The organism is Mesorhizobium sp. 128a (assembly GCF_053848025.1).
This window is the reverse complement of sequence record NZ_JBSPKY010000015.1, coordinates 81029-105334: the sequence shown is the minus strand read 5'-3', so window position 1 is coordinate 105334 and position 24306 is coordinate 81029. Positions and strand designations below refer to the sequence as shown.

The following is a 24306-nucleotide window of genomic DNA, read 5'->3' as shown; positions in this document are numbered from 1 at the left end:
CGATGCGCAACCAAGCCGCGAAATCCACGCATCCGGACGAGAGCTATCCGCGCAACGGCGCGCAGCTCTCCCTTTCGACGAGCACCGGCGTGAGCACTTCGCGGCGCGAATGCGCCGCCGGCTCGGCAACCCGCGCAAGCAGCAGGCTGACGGCGCGCGTGCCGATCTTCTCTACCGGTTGTGCGATCGTCGTCAGCGGCGGCCAGGTGGTGACGGCATAGGGAATGTCGTCGAAGCCGATCATCGACATGTCGTCGGGAACGCGCAGCCCGCGCCCGCGCAGCACCGTCAGCGCGCCCATGGCCATCAGATCGTTGCAGGCAAAAAGCGCCGTGATGCCAGGCGCCTGCGCCATCAGCCGTTCCATCGCCGCGCGGCCGCCGGCGAAGTGATAGTCGGAATCGACTACGGCATTCGCCAGCAGGTCGAGGCCGGCTTCCTGCAGCGCCCTGGCGAAACCGCGCAGGCGGGCCGGGCTGGAGCTGGAATCGCGCGGGCCGCCAATGACGCCGATCTTCTCGTGGCCGAGCCCGACCAGATGGCGGCCGGCGAGATAGCCGCCATGATCATGATCGACCAGTACGGAATCGACATTGACCGAATGGATTTCGCGATCGAGCAGCACCGCCGGCACGCCGGGCAGAACGCTGGCGAACACCCGCGCATGGTCGGACGAGCCGGCGAAGATCAGCCCGTCGATCTGCTTGGCCATCAGCACCTGGAGATAGCGCTCCTCCTTCTCGGCGCTGCCGTCGGAGTTGCACAGGATCACTGTATAGCCGGCAAGGAAGCCGGCATCCTCGATCTGGCGCGCCACGCTGGCGAAGAACGGGTTGGAATTGTCCGGCAGGAGCAGGCCAATGGTCTTGGTCTCGCCGCGCCTGAGGCTGCGCGCCAGCGTGTTCGGACGGTAGCGCAGAGCGGCGATGGCCGAATGCACGCGCTCGGCCGTCTCGGGCTCGACATGACGCGTGCGGTTCATCACATGCGAGACGGTTGCGACCGACACTCCGGCATGGCGCGCGACATCGGCAATCGTCGTCATCGTCCCTTGTCCCCTCAGCGGATGACCCGCAACAGCCGCTCCCGATATGCGTCTAGGATGACGGCAAGCACAATGACAAGACCTATCACGATCGGCTTGAAATTGTCGCCGACGCCAAGCAGCTGTAGCCCGGTCGACAGCACCTGCAGGATGCAGGCGCCGACCAGCGTGCCGATGATCGAGCCCTTGCCGCCGCTGAGGCTGGTGCCGCCGATGATGACGGCGGCAATCGCGTTGAGCTCGTAGCCGACGCCGGCGATCGGGCTGCCGATGTTGAGGCGCAGCAGATAGACCATGGCGGCGATGCCGGCGGTCAGGCCGCTGATGGTGAAGGCCGCGATCTTGTAGAAATCCGGATTATGGCCGGACAGCCGGACCGCCTCGTCATTGGTGCCGACGGCAAAGATCATGCGGCCGAACACGGTGAAGCGCAGCACGAACCAGCCGGCCGCGATCACCAGCACGGCGATCAGGAAGATCGACGGCAGGAAGCCGCCGATGATGAGATTGCCGAAATCGACAAAACCCTGCGGCAGGCCGGTAATGGTGGAATTGTCGCTGACCACGCGGGCCGCACCCGCCGCCATATTGAGCATGCCGAGCGTGACGATGAAGGACGGGATCTTCCAGCGCGTCGAGATCCAGCCATTGAGGAAGCCACAGACCGCACCCGTGGCCATGCAGGCCAGCAGCGCCAGCAGGATCGCCACCCCCGGCGACAGGCTCTCGTCGATCATGACGGTGGCGCCCACCACCGTGCACAGCGCCAGCACCGATCCGACCGAAAGGTCGATGCCACCGGTGAGAATGACGAAGGTCATGCCGGCGGCCAGCACCGTGTTGATGGCGATCTGTACGAAGATCTTCAACGCATTGCCGGATGTGGCGAAGTAGGGCGCCGTCGCCGAGAAGAACACGGTGATCAGCACCAGCGCCAACAGCACGCCGGCGTCGCGAACCAGAAAGCGCAGGAATTTCGCCCGGCCCGGGGAAACGGGCGCCGACACGGTTGTTTCGGACGTCTCGCTCATGGTCGCACATACTCCTGATAGGCGAGCGACAGGATGTGCTCCTGGTCGAACGCGGCGCGCGGCACGTCGCCGACGATCTTGTTTTTGGAAAAGACGATAATGCGGTGGCACATGCCCATCAGCTCGGGCAGGTCGGACGACACCATGATGATGCCCTTTTTCGCCGCAGCGAGCATCCAGAGCAGCTGGTAGATCTCGCGCCGCGCACCGATATCGACGCCGCGCGTCGGCTCGTCGAGGATCAGCGTCGAGGTGCCCCTGAACAGCCATTTGGCCAGCACCACCTTCTGCTGGTTGCCGCCCGAGAGATTGCGCACCGCCTGCTCGATCGAGCTCGCCTTGACCCTGAGCTGGCCGACGAGATCATTTGCTGCCGCACTCTCCGCCCGGCGGTTGATGAGGCCGTTGCGCGAGACTTTGCTCAGATCGGTGATGGTGATGTTCTTGTCTACGGCCAAGTCGAGCATCAGTCCCTGGCCCTTGCGGTCTTCGGTGAGCAGGCTCAAGCCGTGCCGCACCGCATCCTTGGGCGCGGTGATCGCGACCGGCCTGCCGTCGATCTCGACGACACCGTCAAGTTTCGGGTCGGCCCCAAACAGCGCTCGCATGGCTTCGGTGCGGCCGCTGCCGACCAGCCCGGCGACGCCCAGGATCTCGCCATGGTGGACGGCAAAGGAAATGGCGGGCGTCTCGGCGCTGCGCTTGAGGTTGGCAACGCTCAGCGCGACCGTGCCCGGCACGATCGAAGCGTCGAAGCCATACTCGTCGGCAATGTCGCGGCCGATCATCATGCGCACCAGGTCCGGCACGGTGAGGCCCTTGAGGTCGCGGGTCGCGACCAGCTTGCCGTTGCGCAACACCGTCACCCTGTCGCCGATCTCGAACACCTCGTGCAGCCGGTGCGAAATATAGATGATGGTGACGCCCTTGGCCTTCAGCCGCTTGATGATGGCAAACAGCCGCTCGATCTCCGGCGGCGTCAGCGTCGCCGTCGGTTCATCGAGGACCAGCAGCTTTGAGTCATTGCTCAGCGCCTTGGCGATCTCGACCAGCTGCATCTGTGCGACGCCAAGCGCCTGGACGCGGGTGCGCGGGTCTATGTCGAGGCCGACCTCCTTCAACAGCGCCACGGCGCGGCTGTTGAGCGCCTTGCCGTCGACGATGCCGAAAGCGCGGCGCGGCAGGTTCTCCAGCATCAGATTCTCGGCGATGCTGAGATAGGGCAAAAGGTTGAGTTCCTGATGCACGATGCGGATCCCCGAGAGCTGCGCATCGTGCGGCGTCTTCGGGCGGTAGGGCGCACCGTTGAAGGCGATCGAGCCTGAGTCAGGCTGGTAGATGCCGGCCAGGAGCTTGATCAGCGTCGACTTGCCGGCGCCGTTCTCGCCCAGGATGATGTGGGTTTCGCCGCGCGCGATCGACAGCGACACGTCGCCGAGCGCAACGGCGCCGGGAAAGATCTTCCCGACCCCTTCAAGGGAGAGAATCGCATCGTCCATGCAGCGGAATCCTGAATTGCGCTCTCGACAAAGCATTTACGAGCGCGTCGCCACCGCCGCCGACAGTCTGCCGGCGGCGGTGATGAGACAAGCGGAAAGGCCGGAGGGAGTACCGGCGCTATCGCTCGGCTCAGCCGGTGATCAGCTTGATGTCGGTCTTGACCCAGCCAGAGAATTTTTCACCGGCCATTTCGCGCAGGCCGTAATCGATGCCCATGGCGGCCATCTGCGCGCCATACTGCTCGACGGTGGCGAGCATCTTGCCCGCCTTGAGCAGCGGCCCGACGGCCGGAATGTTGTCGAAGCCGACGACCTTGATCTGGCCCGACTTGCCGGCCGCGTCGAGCGCCTTGACGACACCGAGCGCCATCGAATCATTGGCCGCCATCACGCCCTGTATGTCCTGATACTGGGTGAGGAAGTTGGTCATCAGCGTGTTGGCTTCCTCGGTCTCCCAATGCGCCGTCTTGGAGTCGAGCAGTTCGAGCCCGTTCTCCTTGATCGCGTCGTCGAAGCCGAGCTTGCGCTCCTTGGCGTTGTCGGCTTCCGGATTGCCTTCGAGGATGACGACCTTGCCGCCCTTGCCCAGCGCCTTGCCCAGCGCATCGCCGGCCAGCTTGGCGCCGCCGCGATTGTCCGGGCCGAAGAAGGCGAGGTCGATGCCGGCCTTCTTCTTGGCTTCGGTGTCGAGCGCGACGTCGATGTTGATGACCTTGATGCCGGCCTGCAGCGCCTTGGCGATCGGCGTCACCATGGCCTTCGAATCGGCCGGCGCGACGACGATGATGTTGTAGTTCTGGGTGATGAAATTCTCGATCGCGTCGACCTGCGCGGCGAAGTCGCGTTCGTCCTTCATGCCGACGGCGGCGAAATCGAACTTGTCCTTGTTCTTGGCGGCATACTCCTCGGCGCCGGCCTGCATCTGCTTGAAGAACTCGTTGGCGAGCGACTTCATGACCAGCCCGACCTTCGGCTTGTCGGCGGCGAAGACCGGTCCCAGCGGTAGCGCCAGCGCGCCGGCGGCCAGCGCGCCGGTCTTCAGGAACTGCCGGCGCGAGAACGGGCCGAGCCCATCCATGATTGTGTTCTTGCTCATGATTTCCTCCTCAGTGATCCACCCGTAATCGGTTACGTAACCGATTACGCCACAGGATAATGCGCGGCTTTGCCAAGTGTCAATATCGGTATCGGGTAGCGAAACTTCGCCCTGCACAGCGAATTGCGCAGAACATCGACGGCATGACCCGGACTTAGACACGCTTACGAGACTGAGAGAGAAATAGCGGCTGCCATCGCGGCCTCTCTGCCATCCGAAAAAAAGTCCAATTCAAGCAACAAGACAGGCCGGCTGGGCGGCATTCTAGAACGGACCAATGGCGGCGAAATCCGACAAGGGTCTGGCCAATGGACCGTTCAATGCGCCTTCTTCTCGTCGAGGATGACCCCAGGACCGCGGACTATGTCGTCAACGGCCTGACCCAGGCAGGCCATATCTGCGACCTCAAGCGCGACGGCCGCGACGGGCTGTTTGCCGCGACCCGCGACGCCTATGACGTCATCGTCGCCGACCGCATGCTGCCCGGCCTCGACGGCCTGTCGATGATCAGGGCGGTGCGGGCGGCGGGCGTGCGCACGCCGGCGATTTTTCTGACCTCGGTCGGCGGCGTCGACGACCGTGTCGAGGGGCTCGAGGCCGGTGGCGACGACTATCTCGTAAAACCTTTCGCTTTTTCCGAACTGCTTGCCCGCATCAACGCGCTTGGCCGCCGCCCGGCGGCGCAGGAACAGAAGACCACCCTGCGCATCGCCGATCTCGAAATGGACCTGATCCAGCGCCGCGTCACCAGGCAGGGCCAGGCGATCGACCTGCAGCCCCGTGAATTCAGCCTGCTCGAAGTGCTGATGCGCGGCGAGGGCCGCGTCATCACCCGCACAATGCTGCTGGAACGCGTCTGGGACTTTCATTTCGACCCCAAGACCAGTGTCGTCGAAACTCATATCAGCCGGCTGCGAGCCAAGATCGACCGGCCGTTCGAAACCGCGTTGATCCACACCGTGCGCAACACCGGCTACAGTGTGCATGATTGAAGCTCGCAGTGACTGAAACAAGCGCCAGCCTGCTGCGCAGCACGCCGTTCCGGCTGGCTCTGACCTTTGCCTTGCTGTTCGTGCTCGCCTTCATCCTGTCCGGCGCCGTCGTCTACCAGTTGATGAGCGCCGACCTTGCCGAACGGCTGGACGAGGGGATCAAGGAGACCTATTCGGTGGTCGCGGTCACCTATGCGCAAAGCGACAAGGAGGATCTGGTCCTGTCGGTCGACAGCCATGCCGCGCTCAGCCCCGAAAAGGAGCAACTGTTTTCACTGACCGACAGCAACGGCAATCGCCTGGCCGGCAATTTCATCGCCGCCGACCTTCCCGATGGCTTTTCGGATTTCGCCGCTTCCCTGCCGGGCGTGGCGCCCGGCACCATGTACCGCGCCTGGTCCGGTTCGGTCGGCCCCGACAGCCTGACGGTCGCCTTCTCACTGTCGGAAACCGAGGAACTGGAAAGCATCGTGCTGATGAGTTTTGGCTGGGCGACGCTGATTATAGTGGGCCTCGCGGTGGCCGGCGGCGCGCTTCTCGCCTCGCGCGTGCAGCGCCGGCTCGACGGAATCGCTGCCACCATGGACGACGTCTCCAATGGCCGGCTCGACGCCCGCATTCCGCTGCTTGGCAATGGCGACGACATCGATGGCGTTTCCGAGCAGGTCAACGCGGCGCTTGAGCGGCTGGCATCGCTTGTCGACGGCATGCGCCAGGTCAGCGCCGACATCGCGCATGATCTGAAGACGCCGCTCAACCGCCTGCAGATGATTCTGGAGGCGGTCGTCGAGAAGACGATGCGGGGCGAAGCCATTGCCGAAGATCTGGCGGAGGCACGCGGAGAAAGCCTGCAGATCAACGAGACTTTCGATGCGCTGTTGCGCATTGCCCAGATCGAGGCCGGCGCGCGCAAGGCGCGCTTTGTCGATCTCGATCTCAACGGCGTCGTCGAAAGCATCGCCGAAATCTATGCCGGCGTCGCCGAGGATGACGGCAAATCGCTGTCGGTGAACATGTCCCAAGACAGCCGATATCTGGTCCACGGCGATCGCGATTTGTTGACTCAGCTCTTCGCCAATCTGGTCGAAAACGCACTGCGCCATTGTCCGAGCGGTACAATCATCAAGCTGTCGGTAACCCGGCAAGGCGACCGCGTGGTCGCCGAGATCGGCGACAACGGCCCCGGCATCCCGGCGCAGGAGCGCGAGAAAGTATTCCAGCGGCTTTATCGGCTGGAGACCAGCCGCACCACGCCCGGCAGCGGGCTGGGCCTCAGCCTGGTGCGCGCGGTTGCCGATCTGCATGGCGCATCCATCGCGCTCGAGGACCGCCGCCCCGGCCTGGCGGTGATTGTCGAGTTTCCCGAGGCGAAGCCGGCGGCATGATCGCCGCTAATCCGAGGGCCGAGCGTACTACAAGGTGAGTATCTGGCGCCCGGGCAAACCCCGGCGAAAGTCCGACGGCGACATCCCGGCCAGTTTACGGAACGATTTGTTGAAGGCGCTGAGCGAGCCGAAGCCTGAATCCATGGCGACGCGCAGCACATTGGCGTCTTCATGCATCAGCAGCGCCTGCGCGTAGCTCAGCCGCAACAGGTTCATATACTCGTTGAGCGTCATGCCGGTCGACTTCTTGAAAATGCTCATGGCGTATTTCGGATGGATGTCAGCGGCCGCCGCGATGTCGACGCAGTCTATGTCGTAGAGAAAATTCTCAGCGATGAAGTCGCACATGCGCCCGACATTGCGCAGCGACTGCTGGTCGAACGGGCCGCCGGCTTCCTGGCTGGCGGTTTCCGGCACCAGCCGGTAGGGCTCGAACCGCACCCGCTCCAGCCGCAACAACAGCTCATTCACCGCGTGCTCGGTTATCGCCGGGTCGCCGGAGCGGAAATAGCGGTTCCAGCGCTCGAAATTGTGATGGTCCGCCGGGTCGGTGGCCGATGTCACCAGCGTGGCGCCCGTCATCAGCCGGTGGCGGATGTCCGTCGGCAGATGCAGGCGGAAGAAATGCACCAGCGGCAGATGCGCGCCCGCATAGATGGCGTCGTCGGAAAGATCGTCCATCTGGTGCGGCAGGCCGCCCCAGAACAGGCACATCTCGCCCGCCGAGAGTGCGATTTCGTGTTCGGCCATGCGGTAGTGCACGCTGCCGCGGACGATGAAATTGACCTCGACCTGGGCATGCCAATGCGGTTTCAGCATCACCAGCGGATGGTTGTGAAACATCTGCAAGGCCATCGGCAGGCCTTCGACGCTGCTGGCGCCAGGCTGGTAAAACGGCCGTTCAGGCATCTTACTTTCCGCCCATCTTATATTCCCGTTGTCGGGGACAAGCCTTCCGCGCCGCCTAGTCTAGCCATGCTCGCGAACAGAGAGCAAATGAAATGGGAGGATTTCAATGCGCACGACACTCACCTGTGCCGCGCTGGCGCTTGCCCTGGGCTCAGCCCCGGCCTTTGCGCAGTCCGGCGAAATCACGATCTGGAGCTGGAACATCGCCGCTTCGTCGCTGAAGGCCACGATAGCCGGTTTCAACAAGCAATACCCCGACGTCAAGGTCACCGTTCAGGATCTCGGCAACCAGCCGACCTATGACAAGTCGATCGCCGGCTGTGCGGCCGGCGGCGTCGGCCTGCCGGATATCGTCTCCGTCGAGAACGGCGAGGCCGAGAACTACTGGAGCCAGTTCCCCGACTGTTTCGTCGATTTGCATACGCTGGGCTACAGCGCCGACGACCAGAAGAAATTCCCCGATTTCAAGCGCACCGAACTGGAAGTGGGCGACAAGGCCTATGCCATGCCATGGGATTCCGGCCCGGTCGCCGCCTTCTACCGCCGCGACTTCTACGAGAAGGCGGGCGTCGATCCGGCCTCGATCAAGACCTGGGACGATTTCATTGCCGCCGGCAAGAAGATCCAGGCCGCCAATCCCGGCGTCACCATGACCAACGCCGATTTCAACGGCGACACCGAATTCTTCCGCATGATCGCCAACGAGCAGGGCTGCGGTTATTTCGCCGAGGACGGGCAGTCGATCACCGTCAACCAGCCGAAATGCGTCGATACGCTGACCAAGATCAAGGAGATGAAGGACGCCGGCATCATGTCGTCGGCCGACTGGGGCACCAAGATCACCAACAACACCGCCGGCACCGTCGCCACCCAGGTCTATGGCGGTTGGTATGAGGGCACCATCCGCACCGAATCGGCCGGCGAAAACGGCAAATGGGGCGTCTATCTGATGCCGAGCCTGACCGCCGACGGCCCACGCGCCGCCAATCTCGGTGGCTCGTCGCTGGCCATCACTTCGGCCTCGAAGAACAAGGAAGCCGCCTACGCCTATCTGAAATACACGCTGGAGACCAACGAAGGCCAGATCACCATGCTGAAGGAGTTCGGCCTGGTGCCGTCGCTGATCTCGGCGCTCGACGATCCCTACGTTTCGCAAGGCCTTCCCTATTGGGGCGGCCAGGCGGTGTGGAAGGACATTCTCGCCACCCTGCCCAAAGTGGTGCCGAGCCGCGGCACGCCGTTCCAGAGCGATGCCGAAATCATCATGCGCGCGGTGCAGACCAAATATCTCGGCGGCGGTTACCCCGACGCCAAGGCCGCCCTCGACGACGCCGCCAGCCAGATCGCCTCGGCGACCGGCCTTCCGATCAAGTAAGCGCATCTTACCTTCTCCCCTTGTGGGGTGAGCGGCTGGTTCGCCGAAGGCGAATTCATCGTGCCAGTGGCACGATGAAAGGCCGGCGAACGCTGGGACGCTGCGAAGCAGCGGGGACCCGGCAGGGTGGATCGCTACCACACGCCCGGCCCTTCGCAGGCTCAGGGCGTTCGAAACTCGAAAAGCCAAGCAATTGGCTTTTCGTTCGCTGCGCGAACCTCTTCTCACCCCACAAGGGGAGAAGGGAAGAAAGAAAGGGAGGAGGAACCATGCGCACCCAGAACGCCACGGCCTATCGCTTCCTCACGCCCTATCTCCTGATCTTCGCCATCTTCTGGATGTGGCCGATCATCTCCTCGTTCATGATCTCGTTCCAGGCGACCCGCACCGTGCCGTGGCGCTTTGCGCCGACCTTCAACTGGGGCCGGCTGATCGGCGACCCCGCTTTCTTCAATGCGCTGAAGAACACGCTGCTCATCCTGATCATCCAGGTGCCGGTGATGATCTCGCTGGCCATCGTCATGGCGGTGCTGCTGAACTCGCCGCTGCTTAAAGCCCGCGGCCTCTACCGCTTTGCCTTCTTCGCCCCGGTCGTCGTCGGCGAAGTCGCCTATTCCGCGGTGTTCCGGCTGATGTTCAACCTCGATTTCGGCATCATCAACAAGCTGCTGGCCAGCGTCGGCCTGGCCAAGATCGACTGGTTCTCCAACGTCACCCCGGCCATGGCGCTGATCATGATCGCGGTGACCTGGCGCTGGGCCGGCTACAACGCCATCATCCTGCTCGCCGGCCTCCAGTCGATCCCAGAGGATGTCTATGAGGCGGCGACGCTCGACCGCGTCAGCAAGGTCAAACAGTTCTTCTACATCACGCTGCCGCTGCTCAAGCCGGTCATCGTCTTTTGCGCCGTGCTGTCGATCATCGGCACCATGCAATTGTTCACCGAGCCGTTCCTGATCACCGAACGCGGCGGGCCTGGCGGCGGAACCGAGACGCTCGGCCTGCTGCTTTACCGCCAGGGGTTCCGCTCGCTCAATTTCGGCTACGCCTCGGCCGTCGCCTACACCATGGCGGCGCTCGCCATTTCCATCACGCTGGTGCAGCTGTGGCTGACAAGAGAGCCGAAATGACAGGGGAGCCGAAAATGAGTTCGCTCTCGCAACGCCGGCTCGGCCGCAGCCTGCTGCTGCATTTGTTCCTGACGCCGCTGGCGGTGATCTGGCTGTTTCCGCTGTGGATGATGATCGTTTTCTCGACCATGCCCGACAACGGCATCTTCAGCCCCGGCATCGAGCTCTTGCCGCACGACAATTTCCTCGCAAACTTCCACAATCTGCAGCGCGACACCGACTTTGTCGGCGCCATCGGCATCTCGGTCTCGGTGGCAGTGACCTACACCGTGCTGTCGGTGCTGCTGACCTCGATGGCCGGCTGGGCGCTGGCACGCTACCATTTCGTCGGCAAAGGTTTTGTCGTCGCCATCATCCTCGGCACCATCACACTGCCTTACGCGGTGGTGCTGATCCCGCAATTCATCATGGTGGCGCGCGACTTCCAGCTCGCCAACACCTGGGTGGCGCTGATCGTGCCGCCGCTGTTCAATTCGCTCGGCGTCCTGTTCATGCGCCAGGCCTTCACGATGATGCCGCACGATCTGTTCGACGCCGCCAGGGTCGAAGGCGTCAAGGAATGGCGCATCTTCCTGTTCGTCGCGTTGCCTTTGGCACGGCCGATGCTGGCGGCACTGGCCATCATCCTGTTCCTCGCCTCGTGGAACAATTATCTCTGGCCGCTGCTGATCAACAGCCAGCCCGGCGCGATGACGGCACCGGTGGCGCTCGGCACGCTGATCGGCCTGACCAAGGTCTCCTGGGGCGGCCTGATGGTCGGCGCCGTCATGCTGACCGTGCCGATGCTCGTCGTCTTCGTGCTGCTGCAGCGCCATTTCATCGCCGGCATCGCCGCCGGCGCTGTCAAATAGGGACAACAACAACATGGCGGCAGTCACCCTCACCAACGTCATCAAGCGCTTCGGCGTCTATGAGATCATCCATGGCGCCAACATCGATATCGCCGACGGTGAGTTCGTCGTCTTTGTCGGGCCGTCCGGCTGCGGAAAATCGACGCTGCTGCGCATGATCGCCGGGCTGGAGGACATCAGCGGCGGCGAGATCGCCATTGGCGGCAAGGTGATGAACGATGTCGAGCCGGCCGATCGCGGCATCGCCATGGTGTTCCAGTCCTACGCGCTCTACCCGCACATGACGGTGGGGCAGAATCTGAGCTTTGGCCTCAGAATGACAGGCAATCCCAAGGAGGACACCGATCGGCGGGTGAAGCGGGCTTCCGAAATCCTGCGCATCAGCGAGCTGATGGCACGTCGGCCCAAGCAACTCTCCGGCGGCCAGCGCCAGCGTGTCGCCATCGGCCGCGCCATCGTGCGCGAACCGCAAGTGTTCCTGTTCGACGAGCCGCTGAGCAATCTCGACGCTGAGCTCAGGGTCCAGATGCGGGTCGAGATCTCGCGCCTGCACAAGGAACTCGGCACGACGATGATCTATGTCACTCACGACCAGACCGAAGCGATGACCTTGGCCGACAGGATCGTCGTGCTGCGCGGCGGCCATGTCGAACAGATCGGCCGGCCGCTCGATCTCTACGACAATCCCGACAACCAGTTCGTCGCCGGCTTCGTCGGTTCGCCGAAGATGAACTTCATCAAGGGTCGCGTCGTCGGTCGCGATACGGGAAGCGTCACCGTCGAGCTGGTGGGCGAGGAAAAGGCCCGCATCGTGCAGCCGCTGGCCGGCGCTGTGCCGGAAACTGGAGCCAAGGTCATCGTCGGCGTGCGGCCGGAGCATTTCGGCAGTGCCGGCGAGGGCGATGCCGACCTCACCGTCGGCATCGACGTGGTCGAGCATCTCGGCGGCACCAGCTTCATCTATGCCAGGACCGCCCATGGCGAAGACCTGGTTATCCAGCGCGACGCGGCAAAGGTCCCCGACACTTCTGAGATCACCGTGTCCATCCGCAAATCCTATCTGTTCGACGAAAACGGCCAGCGGCTGCGCTGACCCCTTCCAGCCTTTCCAAGGAGAATGACATGAGTTCAACCGCGCCCATCCGCTGGGGAATCCTCGGGCCGGGCGACATCGCCAAGGCCTTTGCCGGCGGCGTCGCAGGATCGCGTACCGGCACGATCGTTGCACTCGGTGCCCGCAATCCCGGCAAGGAGGGTTTAGCCCAGACATTTCCAGGCGCCCGCATCCTCGACGGCTATGACGCGCTGCTCGCCGATCCGGACGTCGACGCCGTCTATATCGCGATCCCGCATCCCGGCCACGCCGAATGGGCGATCAAGGCGGCCGAGGCCGGCAAGCATGTGCTGTGCGAAAAGCCGCTGGCGCTCACCGCCTTCGAGGCCGACGCCATGATCCATGCCGCGCGCAAGGCCGGCACCTTTCTCGGTGAAGCCTTCATGTACCGGTTGCACCCGCAGACGCTGAAGTTGGTGGAACTGATCCAGTCCGGCACCATCGGCGATGTCAGGATGATCAAGTCGAGCTTCGGCTTCGCCATGCCTCGATTCATGCCGGAGCACCGTCTCTACGCCAACGACCTCGCCGGCGGCGGCATTCTCGATGTCGGCGGCTATCCCGTCTCGATGGCGCGGCTGCTTGCCGGCGCCGCAACCGGAAAACCCTTCGCCGAACCCGACAAGGTCGTCGGTACTGCTCATCTCGGACAGTCCGGCGTCGACGAATGGGCCTCGGCGCTGCTGCATTTTGCCGGTGGCGTCGTCGCCCAGGTGTCCTGCAGCATTTCGCTGAACCAGGAGAATGTGCTGAGCATCCTCGGCACCAAGGGCCGCATCGAAGTGCCGGATTTCTGGTTCGCCGGCGGAAACCGTGATGTCGGCCCCGGCAAGATCGATGTGATCAGCTCGGACGGCAAGCGCGAGACCGTCAGCGTCAACGAGACCCGCCATCTCTATTCCTTCGAGGTCGACGCTGCCGGCGACGCGATCCTGGCCGGCAAGCAGGAGTTCGCCTGGCCGGGTATGTCCTGGGCCGATAGTCTCGGCACGCTGCGCGTGCTCGACAGATGGCGCGCGGCCGTCGGCCTTGAATACGACATCGAGAAGCCGGCTAAGCGCATCAACACCATCTCCGGCCGGCCGCTGCGCACCGATTGCACCGCCATCGGCAAGCGCACCATTCCGGGCCTGTCGAAGCCGGCTTCCGTGGTGGCGCTCGGCTTTGAGGATTTCCGCACCTTCTCCTCTGGCTCGATCCTGCTCGACGGCTTCTTCGAGGCCGGCGGCAATCTGTTCGACACCGGCTATGTCTATGGCGGCGGCTATACCGAGACGCTGCTCGGCCAGTGGCTGAGAAACCGCGGCGTGCGCGAGCAGTCGGCCATCATCGCCAAGGGCGCGCACTCGCCGCTCTGCTACCCCGATGTCATCGGCAAGCAGCTCGCCCAGTCGCTCGACCGGCTGCAGACCGACCATGTCGACATCTATTTCATGCATCGCGACAATCCGGATGTACCGGTCGGCGAGTTCGTCGATGCTATGGACGCCGAGGCCAAGGCCGGCCGCATCAGAGGTCCGTTCGGCGGCTCGAACTGGACCATGGCGCGCATGGACGAGGCGATTGCCTATGCCGAAAAGAACGGCAAACAGAAGCCCGGCGCGCTCTCCAACAATTTCTCGCTGGCCGAGATGCTGGAGCCGATCTGGGCTGGATGCATCACCTCGTCCACCGACGAGTGGAAAGCCTGGCTGACATCCAGGCAGATGCCGAACTTCGCCTGGTCGAGCCAGGGCCGCGGCTTCTTCACCGACCGCGCCGGCCGCGACAAGCAGGACAACGAGGAGCTGGTGCGTGTCTGGTACTCCGAGAAAAATTTTGGCCGCCGCGATCGCGCCATCGAGCTGGCGCAACGACTGGGCAAAAGCCCGATCCACGTCGCGCTTGCCTATGTCCTGGCGCAGCCCTTCCCGTCCGTGCCTTTGATCGGCCCGCGCACGCTGGACGAGCTGGAGGACAGTTTGCGGGCGCTGGATATCAAACTGTCGGCTGAGGATCTGGCGTGGCTGGATGGTGGGGCGGAAAGGCGGCGGGCGTGAAGCTGCCAATCTCCCCCCTTGCGGGGGAGATGCCTGGCAAGGCAGAGGGGGGTGCTGTCCCGCCAACCTGTCCATCTTCGCAGCATCTAAAACCTAACGAGAGGCTGGCGTTCCTTCACACCCCCCTCTGGCCTGCCGGCCATCTCCCCCGCAAGGGGGGAGATCACTCCTCACCGTCGGCCCCTACCGATCGATTCGCGTCGACAAAATAATCGACGACGACGTCCGCTCGACCCCGTCCATCGCCCCGATCTCGTCCAGCAGCGCGTCGAGATCCCTGATCGACGGCGCGTCGACGATGACGATCATGTCGAAATTGCCGCTCACCGAATGCAGCGTCCTCACTGGCGGCAGCGCCTGCAGCGCGCGCACCACCTTGTCGGCGAGTTTCGGCGTGACGGTGAGCAGCACGTGCGCCCGCACCAGCCCCTGCTCATAGTCGGGCGCCAGCCGCACGCCATAACCGGTGATGATGCCGCGCTGTTCCAGCCGTTCGATCCGGCTCTGCACGGTGGTGCGCGACACGCCGAGCTGGCGTGCCAGTTCGGCGGTTGATGCCCGGGCATTGGCGCGCAGCAGGGAAAGCAGTTTTTGTTCGGCATCGCTGAGCATTTCGACGAACCTTATCGGCATATCGTTCAGTCGGTGGGTTCGTTTCGAACAATTCCACGCTTCCTTTCGACAGGCAAGCTGCGATTCTTGGCATCATGGTGCTCCGACCGCGCAGCGGTTCGGGCCAAAGGCTTTTATGAGGGACAGGTCATGAAGAAAATCATCGTCGTCGGCGCCGGCAAGATCGGCTCCACCATCGCAGGCATGCTCGCCGACACCGGCGACTACCATGTCACCGTCGTCGACCGTGCCGCCGCACAGCTGGCGGCCGCCGAACTTCCCGCCGGCGTTGAGGCGCTGGAGCTCGACATCACCGCTCCCGGCGCGCTCGAAGCCGCGCTTGCCGGCGCCTTCGCCGTGCTCAGCGCCGCTCCCTTCCATTTGACCACGCGCATCGCCGAAGCGGCCGCTGCCACCGGCGTCCACTATCTCGACCTGACCGAAGACGTCGTTTCGACCCGCCGCGTCAAGGAACTGGCCAGGTCGGGCAAAAGCGCCTTCATTCCGCAATGCGGCCTGGCGCCGGGCTTCATCTCCATCGTCGCCAACGATCTCGCCAGCCGCTTCGACACGCTGGAAAGCGTGCGCATGCGCGTCGGCGCGCTCCCGCAATACCCGTCCAATGCGCTGAACTACAATCTGACCTGGAGCACCGACGGCGTCATCAACGAGTATTGCGAGCCCTGCGAGGCCATCGTCGAGGGCGAGCTCATCGAAGTGCCGCCGCTGGAGGAGCGCGAGGAATTCTCGCTCGACGGAGTCACCTATGAAGCCTTCAACACCTCCGGCGGGCTCGGCACCCTGGCCGAGACGCTGAAGGGCAAGGTGCGCACACTGAACTACCGCACCATCCGCTATCCCGGCCACGCCGCGATCATGAAGGCGCTGCTCAACGACCTCGGCCTGCGCCATCGCCGCGACGTGCTGAAGGACATTTTCGAGAGCGCCTTGCCGGCAACGCTGCAGGACGTGGTCATCGTCTTCGTCACCGTGTCGGGCCGCCGCAACGGCCGCCTGCTGCAGGAGACCTACGCCAACAAGATCTATTCGCAGCGCGTCGGCAACCAGGTGCGCAGCGCCATCCAGATCACCACCGCGTCCGGCATCTGCGCCGTGCTCGACATGCTGGCCGACGGCACCTTGCCGGCCACCGGTTTCGTCAAGCAGGAAGACATCGCGCTCGACGCATTCCTGGCCAACCGTTTTGGCCGCGCCTATGCCCAGCACGAGATGGTAAGCCGGCTCGCGAGCTGAGAAGTCCTGGGTTCGCACCTTTCCTCTCCCCCGTCGATCGGGGGAGAGGTGTCGAGCGAAGCTCGACGGAGTGGGGGTCGACCTGGCTTCGGCTTTCTTATTTGAGGCCGAGGCGAAGCTTGGCGCTGATAGAAGCTCCGTAGTGAGTTGTCAGCGGCGGCGCATTTGAGGACCGGTTTCCCCCACTCCGTCGCTGCTTCGCAGCGCCACCTCTCCCCCCTCCGGAGGGAGAGGAAAGGAACCTGGCGGAAGAAGCGCCTCTCCCTACTTCCGCAGTAGCATCGGCCGCCCGAGCAGAAACCGGATGAAATTGTCCAAGGTTCGCGGCGCCATGCTGGCCCGCGCCGCCTGTCGCGGCACGCTTTCCCTTCGCGCAGCCGCCTTGGTTTCGGGCCCCGGCCGGCCGACGGTGAAAGACGGCTCCGCGACCGGCTTTCCCTTCAACACATTGGCGGCATTGTTGTCATGAATGACGATGCACCATTGCGCGCCCTTCGAGGCCGCCACGACGGTGTTGTGGATCGTCGCCATCTTCGCATGGTGCGCGCCGTAGATGCCGCTCATCGCCGGCGATCTCTTTTCGACCAGCGTGCCGAAAGCCGACGTCACATAGTCGTGGTCCGTATACCAATTGGTCGCCACGTGGAAATTGTGTCCGTGCGGAAAGGCAATGTACAAAGGTTGCAGATCCACCGTGCCTTTGGCGATCTCCGTGCGCGCGTAGTGGTCGGCCCGCTCCATGAAGGTCGGCGCCAGCGCGTCATCGCTGTCGAGCCGCGTGAGCGAAACATACTCGGCATCGGTATCGGCCTGGACGAACGCATTGAAGCGATCATTGTGATCCTCGCCGGCCTCGACAAGGATCGGCCTAACGTCGACGCCGGCCACACAATTGCACACCGTCCTGACGTAATTCTCGTGCGTGTCGGCATCGAACGCGACCAGGACGGTAAAATCCCTAAGCGATTGGCCTTCAAGGGATGGCGCGCAATAGGTGTCGAACAAGGCCAACCGCTCGACCAGCCACACCGGGTCGAGATTGGCGCGACCCTTTCCATCCCACTGGCTCGGCTTGAAGCGAGCGGCGATGTTGTAACGTATGGCGATGTATTTCTTCAGTCCGGTGCCCATCGACAGACACTTAATACATTCTGCTGATCTGCGACAAACCTCTAAATATGCAGCGCGTGGCCAAGCGCTTTCAGCGCCGCTTCCTGGAATCCCTCGCCCTGCGTCGGATGCGCATGGATCGTGCCGGCGATATCCTCCAGCCGCGCGCCCATTTCCAGCGCGAGGCCAAACGAAGCCGCCAGTTCCGACACGCCTTGCCCGACCGCCTGGATACCCAGCACCAGATGATTGTCCGCGCGCGCCACGACGCGCACGAACCCGTCCTCGCCGAGTTTCGTCATCGCCCGGCCGTTGGCGGCGAAGGGGAACTGGCCGATCTTGATCTCGCCCAGCCCCTTCGCCTCTTCAGGCGTCAGCCCAGCCGTGACCAGTTCCGGATCGGTGAAGCAGACGGCCGGTATCGAGCGCTTGTCCCAGCTGCGCTTGTGGCCGGCGACGATCTCGGCCACCATTTCGCCTTGTGCCATCGCCCGGTGCGCCAGCATCGGCTCGCCGGTGACGTCGCCGATGGCATAGACGCCGCGCATCGAGGTGCGGCATTGGTCGTCGATCTTGATAAATTTTCCCGCCATGTCGAGGTCGATCTGGTCGAGGCCCCAGCCCTCGGTCACCGGCTTGCGGCCGACCGTGACCAGGATCTTGTCCGCGGCGACTTTCGCGCTCTTGCCGTCCGATGTCTCGACCAGCAGCGTATCGCCCTTGACCCCTTTGGCCTTGGCGCCCGTCATGACTTCGACGCCGAGCTGGGCCAGCCGTTTCACCACGGGCCTTGTCAGTTCCGCATCATACTGCGCCAGCACGCGCGGCAAGGCTTCGACCACGGTCACCGCGGCGCCCATTTTGGCAAAAGCCATGCCGAGCTCCAGTCCGATATAGCCGCCACCGACCACGGCGAGTTTCTTTGGCACCTCGCTGAGCGCCAGCGCCTCGGTCGACGAAATCACCGGCCCGCCAAACGGCAGGAACGGCAGCTCTACCGACGCCGAACCGGTGGCGATCACCACTATTTCGGCGCGGATGATCTGCGTGCCGGTCTCGGTCTCGACCACGACCGTCTTGCCGTCGCGAAATGTCGCCCAACCATAGACGCTCTTGACCTTGGCCTTCTTGAGTAGGGCGGCGACACCGCTGGTCAGCCGGCTAACAATACCGTCCTTCCAGGCGACGGTCTTGCCGAGATCAAGTACGGGTGCTGCCACCGAAATGCCGAGCGGGCTGGTGCCGCCGGCCATGTGCGAGACCGCCTCGAACTCTTCCGCCGCATGGATCATAGCCTTGGACGGGATGCAGCCGACATTGAGGCAGGTGCCGCCCGGTTTGCCGGCTTCGACGAGGACCGTGTCGACACCGAGCTGACCGGCGCGGATGGCGCAGACATAGCCGCCAGGCCCGGCGCCGATGACCAGCAGCTTGCAGGAGATTTCTTTCATGACTGCTTCCTTTCGGCGAAGGCCGCAACGCGCTTTCTCCTTCTCCCCCTGTGGGAGAAGGTGGATCGGCGCGACAGCGCCGAGACGGATGAGGGGTGTTCCAGGGAACGCCAACGTCTCACTCCGCTGGAACACCCCTCATCCGTCGCCTTCGGCTCCCCCTTCTCCCACAAGGGGAGAAGGGGGAGCCTTAATCCCGACGCCTCGTTCTTTTCGGTCCGCCGCATCCCACTAATCCACGAAAATCAGCGCCGGCGTCTCCAACAGCGCCTTGATGCGCTGCACAAACACCGCCGCATCCCAGCCATCGACGACCCGATGGTCGAAGCTCGATGACAGGTTCATCATCTTGCGCGGGATGAACTGGGTGCCGTCCCAGACCGGCCGCACCATCATCTTGTTGACGCCGACGATCGCCACTTCCGGGTGATTGATAACCGGCGTCGTCGCCACACCGCCCATGGCGCCGAGCGAGGTGATGGTGATGGTCGATCCCGACAGTTCGTCACGGCTCGCCGTGCCTGACTTCGCCGCCTCGGCAAGGCGATTGAGTTCGATGGCGCAATCCCAGAGATCGCGCGCCTCGGCATGCTTGACCACCGGCACCACGAGTCCCGACGGCGTCTGCGCGGCGATGCCTATATGGACGCCGCCATGCTGGTGGACGATGCCGGCCTCGTCGTCGAACAGCGCGTTGATGTTGGGCTGGTCGGCGATCGCCTTGACCATCGCTCGCATCAGGAACGGCAGCAGCGTCAGCTTCGGCCGCTCGACGCCCTTGCGCGTCTCCTTGTTCAGCGCGGCGCGCAGCTCTTCCAGTGCCGTGACGTCGATCTCCTCGACATAGGTGATGTGCGGGATGCGCGACTTCGCCAGCGACATTTTTTCGGCGATCTTGCGCCTGAGCCCGATGACCTTGATGTCCTCGACGCTGTCGTTGCGGGCAAGCCCCGACGCCTTCGCGACCTGCGGACCGCGCGCCAGAAACGCCTCGATGTCCTCATGGCTGATGCGGCCGGCAGGACCGCTACCCGACACCTGGCGCAGATCGATGCCGGCCTCTTTTGCCCTGAGCCGGATGGCCGGCGACGCCAGGGGCCTTTCGCCCTCCGGGCGCGGCGCGCCGGAGGGCCGCTCCACATTTTTGGGCGCGGGCGTTGGTGCGGCTTTCGTCACAGGCTCCGCCGGCTTCGGCTTCGCCACGGGAGCTGCTTCTGCCTTGGCTTCAGCCGATTTCGCCGGCGCTTCGGCCTTCGCCGTCTGCCCGGCGGCATCGGGCTTCACATTGCCCTCACCGGCCACCTTCAGCCGCACGATCGGCGAGCCGATCGCCACCGTGTCGCCGATCTCCGCACCCAGCCACAGGATCTCGCCGTCGACCGGCGAGGGGATCTCCACCGTCGCCTTGTCGGTCATCACGGCGGCAAGCACGGAGTCCTCGCGCACGAGATCGCCGACCTTGACGTGCCATTCCACAAGTTCGGCCTCGGCGACACCTTCGCCGACATCGGGCAGCTTGATGATATGTTCACCCATCTTGAGCTCCCCCAATTCTTACGCTTGCAATGTCTCGATGAGCGCGCGGCCGACACGGGCCGGCCCCGGGAAATACTCCCATTCCTGCGCATGCGGGTATGGCGTGTCCCAACCGGTGACGCGCGCCACCGGCGCTTCGAGGTGGTAGAAACAATTCTCCTGCACCAGCGCCGAAAGCTCGGCGCCGAAGCCGGAGGTCAGCGTTGCCTCATGCACCACCACGCAGCGCCCGGTCTTCTTCACCGAGGCGACAATGGTGTCGAGGTCGAGCGGCAGCAGCGTCCTCAGATCGATGATCTCGGCATCGATGCCGGTTTCTTCGACCGCGGCCTGCGCAACATAGACCATGGTGCCGTAGGCCAGCACGGTTACGGCGGAGCCCTGCCGGCGGATCGCCGCCTTGCCGAGCGGCACGGTGTAGTGGCCATCGGCAACTTCGCCGAGTTCATGCTTCGACCATGGCGTCACCGGCCGGTCGTGATGGCCGTCAAACGGGCCGTTGTAGAGCCGCTTCGGCTCCAAAAAAATCACCGGATCCGGGTCCTCGATCGCCGCAATCAGCAAACCCTTGGCGTCATGCGGGTTGGACGGCACCACCGTCTTCAGTCCGGACACATGGGTGAACAACGCTTCCGGGCTCTGGCTGTGCGTCTGGCCGCCGAAAATGCCGCCGCCGGTCGGCATCCGCACAACGATCGGGCAGGTGAAGTCACCGTTCGAGCGGTAGCGTAGCCGCGCCGCTTCCTGGGTCAGCTGGTCGTAGGCCGGATACATGTAGTCGGCAAACTGGATTTCCACGCACGGCTTCAGCCCGTAGGCGGCCATTCCGATGGCCGAGCCGACAATGCCGGATTCGTTGATCGGCGCATCGAAACAGCGGCTCCTGCCGTATTTGGCCTGCAGGCCTTGCGTGGCGCGGAAGACGCCGCCGAAGAAGCCGACATCCTCGCCATAGACGATGACGCTTTGGTCGCGCTCCATGGACACGTCCATGGCGTCGCGGATCGCCTCGATCATGGTCTTCCTCGGCATGGTCAGACCCCCGCCTGCTGGCGCTGGCGCCTGAGATGCGGCGGCATCTCGGCATAGAGCCCTTCGAACATGTCGCGCGTCGACGGCTTGCCGCCGGCATGGAGTGTGCCGTGGCTTTCGGCCTGCTTCTGTGCCGCGATCACCGTCTCCAGGATTTCGGCTTCCGCCTGGGTATGGCGCTCCTCCGACCAAGCGCCTTTTTGGATGAGGTGGTTCTTCAGCCGGATAACCGGATCACCGAGCGGCCAGGCGTCGGATTCCGCCTTCGGCCGGTAGGCCGACGGATCGTCCGAGCTCGAATGCGCGCCGGCGCGGTAGGTGACGTATTCGACCAGCGTCGGCCCGAGATTCTTCCGCGCCCGTTCGGCCGCCCATTTGGCCACGGCATGCACCGCGAGGTAGTCGTTGCCGTCGACGCGCAGCGCCGGAATGCCGAAGCCGAGGCCGCGCGCGGCAAAGGTGCCCGAGCCGCCGCGGGCGATGCCTTGAAACGTCGAGATCGCCCACTGGTTGTTGACGACGTTCAGGATCACCGGCGCCTTGTAGGTCGAGGCGAAAACAAGCGCGGAATGGAAATCGGACTCGGCGGTCGAGCCATCGCCGATCCACGCCGCGGCAATGCGCGTGTCGTTCGAGATCGCCGAGGCCATCGCCCAGCCGACCGCCTGGATATACTGCGTCGCCAGATTGCCGGAGATCGAGAAGAAGCCGTGCTCCTTCGACGAATACATGATCGGCAATTGCCGGCCTTTCAGCGGATCGGCCTCGTTGGAATAGATCTGGTTCATCATCGTGACCATCGGATAGTCGTCGGCGATCAAAAGCCCGGCTTGCCGATAGGTCGGGAAATTCATGTCGCCCGGGGCGAGCGCTTTGCGGAAGGCGCAGCTGACCGCCTCTTCGCCGAGATGCTGCATGTAGAAGGAGGTCTTGCCCTGGCGCTGCGCCATCTGCATGCGCGCATCGAAGGTCCTGAGCGTCATCATATGGCGCAGACCTTCGAGCAGCTCCGCGTCGGTCAGCAGCCCGGCCCATGGCCCGACCGCCTCGCCGTCGCGGTTCAGCACGCGGATGATCGAGAACGCCATGTCGCGGATGGTGCGCGGATCGACATCGATCTCGGGGCGCGCCGCCGAGCCGGCCTTGGGGATGGGCACATTGGAGAAGTCGGGTGTCCCGCCCGGCCGCACCTCCGGCTCCGGCACATGAAACCGCAACATCCCAGCATCGGTCATGACCATGGTCCTCCCATTTGCCTGGCGCCGATCTTTGCACATCCGCGCCGCCGGCACAGCGCCAATTCGGTGAGCTCTGCGTGCGGCCGCTCCTCCGGATCGCCGGCCGTTGAAAGCCGACTTATGGCACCCGGCGCCAAGATGCAGATATGGCGACGAAATTTCTTGTCGATGTTTTGGGGCAGCGCGCAATTAGGGACAAGATTACGCAGGGTTTTCCGCCACATAAGGCATTGAGCGGTAGGACGGCTCGCGCGGCCTTGCCTTCTCCCCTTGAGGGAGAAGGTGGATTGCCGCGAAGCGGCAAGACGCCCGCTTCTCCGTTCACTCCGCCCTCCCCACGTGCTAACCACCCTCCATGGCGCAGAAAAAAGGATACGAAGTCGATTCGTGGCTGGCGAAGCCGGACGCGCGCTTCGCCATCGTCCTGCTTTACGGCCCCGACCGCGGCCTCGTCGCCGAGCGGGCAAAAGCCTTTGCCGAAAAGACCGGCCTGCCGCTCGACGATCCCTTCTCGGTGGTGAGGCTCGACGGCGCGGAGGTCGACCGCGACCAGGGCCGGCTGCTTGACGAAGCGCGCACCGTGCCGATGTTTTCCGACCGCCGGCTGTTGTGGGTGCGCAATGCCAGCGGCCAGAAAGCGCTGGCCGACGACGTCAAGGCGCTGACGGCGGAGCCCGCGCGCGACGCCATCATCCTCATCGAGGCCGGTGACCTCAAAAAGGGCATCGGGCTGCGCGCCATTGTCGAAGCCGCCGACAACGCCATGGCGCTGCCCTGCTATGCCGACGAGGCCCGCGACATCGACACCGTCATCGACGATGAGTTGCGCAAGGCCGGCATGTCGATGACGCTCGACGCCCGCCAGGCGCTGCGCCGTAATCTCGGCGGCGACCGGCTGGCCTCGCGCGGCGAGATCGACAAGCTGCTGCTCTACGCCCACGGCCAGAAGGAAATCGGCCTCGACGACGTCAGGGCAATGTCCGGCGATGTCTCGGGCGCCTCCTTCGACGACGCCGTCGATGCCGTGCTCGAAGGCAAGATCGGCGACTTCGACATTGCCTACACCCGGCACTGCCAGTCCGGCGGTCACCCCTTCCTGGTATTGTCATCCGCCATGCGGCAATTGCAGCAGATCCAGGTCATGCGCGGCCAGATGGACTCCGCCGGCCGCAACGCTGCCTCGGCGGTCGCCAGCGCCCGTCCCCCGGTTTTCTTCTCGCGGCGCAAGCTCGTGGAGAAGGCACTCGAACGCTGGAACGTCGACGCGCTCAGTCGCGCACTGAACCGATTGCAGACGGCCGTGCTGCAGACTCGCAAACGGCCGGACCTGTCCGAAGCGCTGGCAAGGCAGGCACTGCTTGGCATTGCGGTGGAGAGCGCGAGGCTGGCGCAGCGGTAGGCGATTGGCCAATCTCCCCACTTGTGGGGGAGATGTCCGGCAGGATTGAGGGGGGCGCCGTCCCGCCGACCTCTCAGTTCGCCATGGAGACGCTCACCGGGTTCGAGGCTCTGGGCGTAAGCAAGCCCTTCTTTCGCGCGGTGCCGACCCTTTCCGTTGTCTATCACCGATATATCAGCGGGAAACCCTAATCTTAAGCCGGAACTTC

20 protein-coding genes are annotated in these 24306 nt (G+C 64.0%); 9 read left to right on the top strand and 11 right to left on the bottom strand.

All coding sequences use genetic code 11. The features are described 5' to 3' along the window. Window positions 1-43 precede the first annotated feature (43 nt). From ACWTU9_RS23575 to ACWTU9_RS23560, 4 genes are all read right to left on the bottom strand, one after another. On the bottom strand, window positions 44-1045 hold the full coding sequence (locus tag ACWTU9_RS23575) for a LacI family DNA-binding transcriptional regulator (protein ID WP_455860382.1): 1002 nt from the start codon (window positions 1043-1045) through the stop codon (window positions 44-46). Between the two features lie 14 nt (window positions 1046-1059). Next, a complete protein-coding gene (locus tag ACWTU9_RS23570) occupies window positions 1060-2076 on the bottom strand; it encodes an ABC transporter permease (RefSeq protein ID WP_455860381.1) in 1017 nt (338 codons plus the stop codon). Further along, entirely contained in the window at window positions 2073-3575 is a 1503-nt protein-coding gene (locus ACWTU9_RS23565; protein WP_455860380.1) for a sugar ABC transporter ATP-binding protein, read from the bottom strand. The genes ACWTU9_RS23570 and ACWTU9_RS23565 overlap by 4 nt, the downstream gene beginning before the upstream one ends. A gap of 130 nt (window positions 3576-3705) precedes the next feature. Next, window positions 3706-4671: a substrate-binding domain-containing protein gene (locus ACWTU9_RS23560; RefSeq protein ID WP_454575688.1), complete on the bottom strand. Its 966-nt coding sequence runs from the start codon at window positions 4669-4671 to the stop codon at window positions 3706-3708. A 320-nt stretch (window positions 4672-4991) separates the two neighbouring features. Between ACWTU9_RS23560 and ACWTU9_RS23555 the strand changes: the two genes are divergently transcribed. Continuing rightward, the gene (locus tag ACWTU9_RS23555) at window positions 4992-5663 is read left to right on the top strand and encodes a winged helix-turn-helix domain-containing protein (RefSeq protein ID WP_455860379.1); all 672 of its coding nucleotides are present in this window, start codon (window positions 4992-4994) and stop codon (window positions 5661-5663) included. Between the two features lie 8 nt (window positions 5664-5671). After that, window positions 5672-7048, top strand: coding sequence for an ATP-binding protein (locus tag ACWTU9_RS23550; protein ID WP_455860378.1), 1377 nt, complete (start codon window positions 5672-5674; stop codon window positions 7046-7048). A 27-nt stretch (window positions 7049-7075) separates the two neighbouring features. Here the strand turns inward: ACWTU9_RS23550 and ACWTU9_RS23545 are convergent, their stop codons facing one another. After that, window positions 7076-7957: a helix-turn-helix domain-containing protein gene (locus tag ACWTU9_RS23545; protein ID WP_455860377.1), complete on the bottom strand. Its 882-nt coding sequence runs from the start codon at window positions 7955-7957 to the stop codon at window positions 7076-7078. A gap of 106 nt (window positions 7958-8063) precedes the next feature. Between ACWTU9_RS23545 and ACWTU9_RS23540 the strand changes: the two genes are divergently transcribed. From ACWTU9_RS23540 to ACWTU9_RS23520, 5 genes are all read left to right on the top strand, one after another. Next, window positions 8064-9332 (top strand): extracellular solute-binding protein, encoded by a 1269-nt coding sequence (locus ACWTU9_RS23540; RefSeq protein ID WP_455860376.1) that lies wholly within the window; start codon window positions 8064-8066, stop codon window positions 9330-9332. 269 nt (window positions 9333-9601) lie between these two features. Further along, a complete protein-coding gene (locus ACWTU9_RS23535) occupies window positions 9602-10462 on the top strand; it encodes a carbohydrate ABC transporter permease (RefSeq protein ID WP_455860375.1) in 861 nt (286 codons plus the stop codon). A 14-nt stretch (window positions 10463-10476) separates the two neighbouring features. After that, window positions 10477-11313 carry a carbohydrate ABC transporter permease gene (locus tag ACWTU9_RS23530; RefSeq protein ID WP_455860374.1) on the top strand — a complete coding sequence of 279 codons (837 nt, stop codon included), beginning with the start codon at window positions 10477-10479 and terminating at the stop codon, window positions 11311-11313. Window positions 11314-11326: 13 nt separating this feature from the next. Continuing rightward, window positions 11327-12406: an ABC transporter ATP-binding protein gene (locus ACWTU9_RS23525; RefSeq protein WP_455860373.1), complete on the top strand. Its 1080-nt coding sequence runs from the start codon at window positions 11327-11329 to the stop codon at window positions 12404-12406. A gap of 29 nt (window positions 12407-12435) precedes the next feature. Next, a complete protein-coding gene (locus tag ACWTU9_RS23520; protein WP_455860372.1) occupies window positions 12436-14466 on the top strand; it encodes an aldo/keto reductase in 2031 nt (676 codons plus the stop codon). Between the two features lie 183 nt (window positions 14467-14649). Here the strand turns inward: ACWTU9_RS23520 and ACWTU9_RS23515 are convergent, their stop codons facing one another. Further along, complete coding sequence (locus ACWTU9_RS23515; protein ID WP_112560245.1) at window positions 14650-15078, bottom strand: Lrp/AsnC family transcriptional regulator; 429 nt, start codon at window positions 15076-15078, stop codon at window positions 14650-14652. A gap of 150 nt (window positions 15079-15228) precedes the next feature. Here ACWTU9_RS23515 and ACWTU9_RS23510 point away from each other — a divergent pair, with 150 nt between their 5' ends. Further along, a complete protein-coding gene (locus tag ACWTU9_RS23510; protein WP_455860371.1) occupies window positions 15229-16332 on the top strand; it encodes a saccharopine dehydrogenase C-terminal domain-containing protein in 1104 nt (367 codons plus the stop codon). A gap of 264 nt (window positions 16333-16596) precedes the next feature. Here the strand turns inward: ACWTU9_RS23510 and ACWTU9_RS23505 are convergent, their stop codons facing one another. The 5 genes from ACWTU9_RS23505 to ACWTU9_RS23485 form a co-directional block, all read right to left on the bottom strand. After that, on the bottom strand, window positions 16597-17463 hold the full coding sequence (locus ACWTU9_RS23505; RefSeq protein ID WP_455860370.1) for a glycosyltransferase: 867 nt from the start codon (window positions 17461-17463) through the stop codon (window positions 16597-16599). Between the two features lie 41 nt (window positions 17464-17504). Further along, window positions 17505-18893: a dihydrolipoyl dehydrogenase gene (gene lpdA, locus ACWTU9_RS23500; protein ID WP_455860369.1), complete on the bottom strand. Its 1389-nt coding sequence runs from the start codon at window positions 18891-18893 to the stop codon at window positions 17505-17507. A gap of 231 nt (window positions 18894-19124) precedes the next feature. Further along, the gene (locus tag ACWTU9_RS23495; protein WP_455860368.1) at window positions 19125-20429 is read right to left on the bottom strand and encodes a dihydrolipoamide acetyltransferase family protein; all 1305 of its coding nucleotides are present in this window, start codon (window positions 20427-20429) and stop codon (window positions 19125-19127) included. 18 nt (window positions 20430-20447) lie between these two features. Beyond that, window positions 20448-21461 (bottom strand): alpha-ketoacid dehydrogenase subunit beta, encoded by a 1014-nt coding sequence (locus ACWTU9_RS23490; protein WP_455860367.1) that lies wholly within the window; start codon window positions 21459-21461, stop codon window positions 20448-20450. 2 nt (window positions 21462-21463) lie between these two features. Then, on the bottom strand, window positions 21464-22696 hold the full coding sequence (locus ACWTU9_RS23485) for a thiamine pyrophosphate-dependent enzyme (protein ID WP_455860366.1): 1233 nt from the start codon (window positions 22694-22696) through the stop codon (window positions 21464-21466). Between the two features lie 358 nt (window positions 22697-23054). Between ACWTU9_RS23485 and holA the strand changes: the two genes are divergently transcribed. Beyond that, entirely contained in the window at window positions 23055-24098 is a 1044-nt protein-coding gene (holA, locus tag ACWTU9_RS23480; protein WP_455860365.1) for a DNA polymerase III subunit delta, read from the top strand. Window positions 24099-24306: the final 208 nt, after the last annotated feature.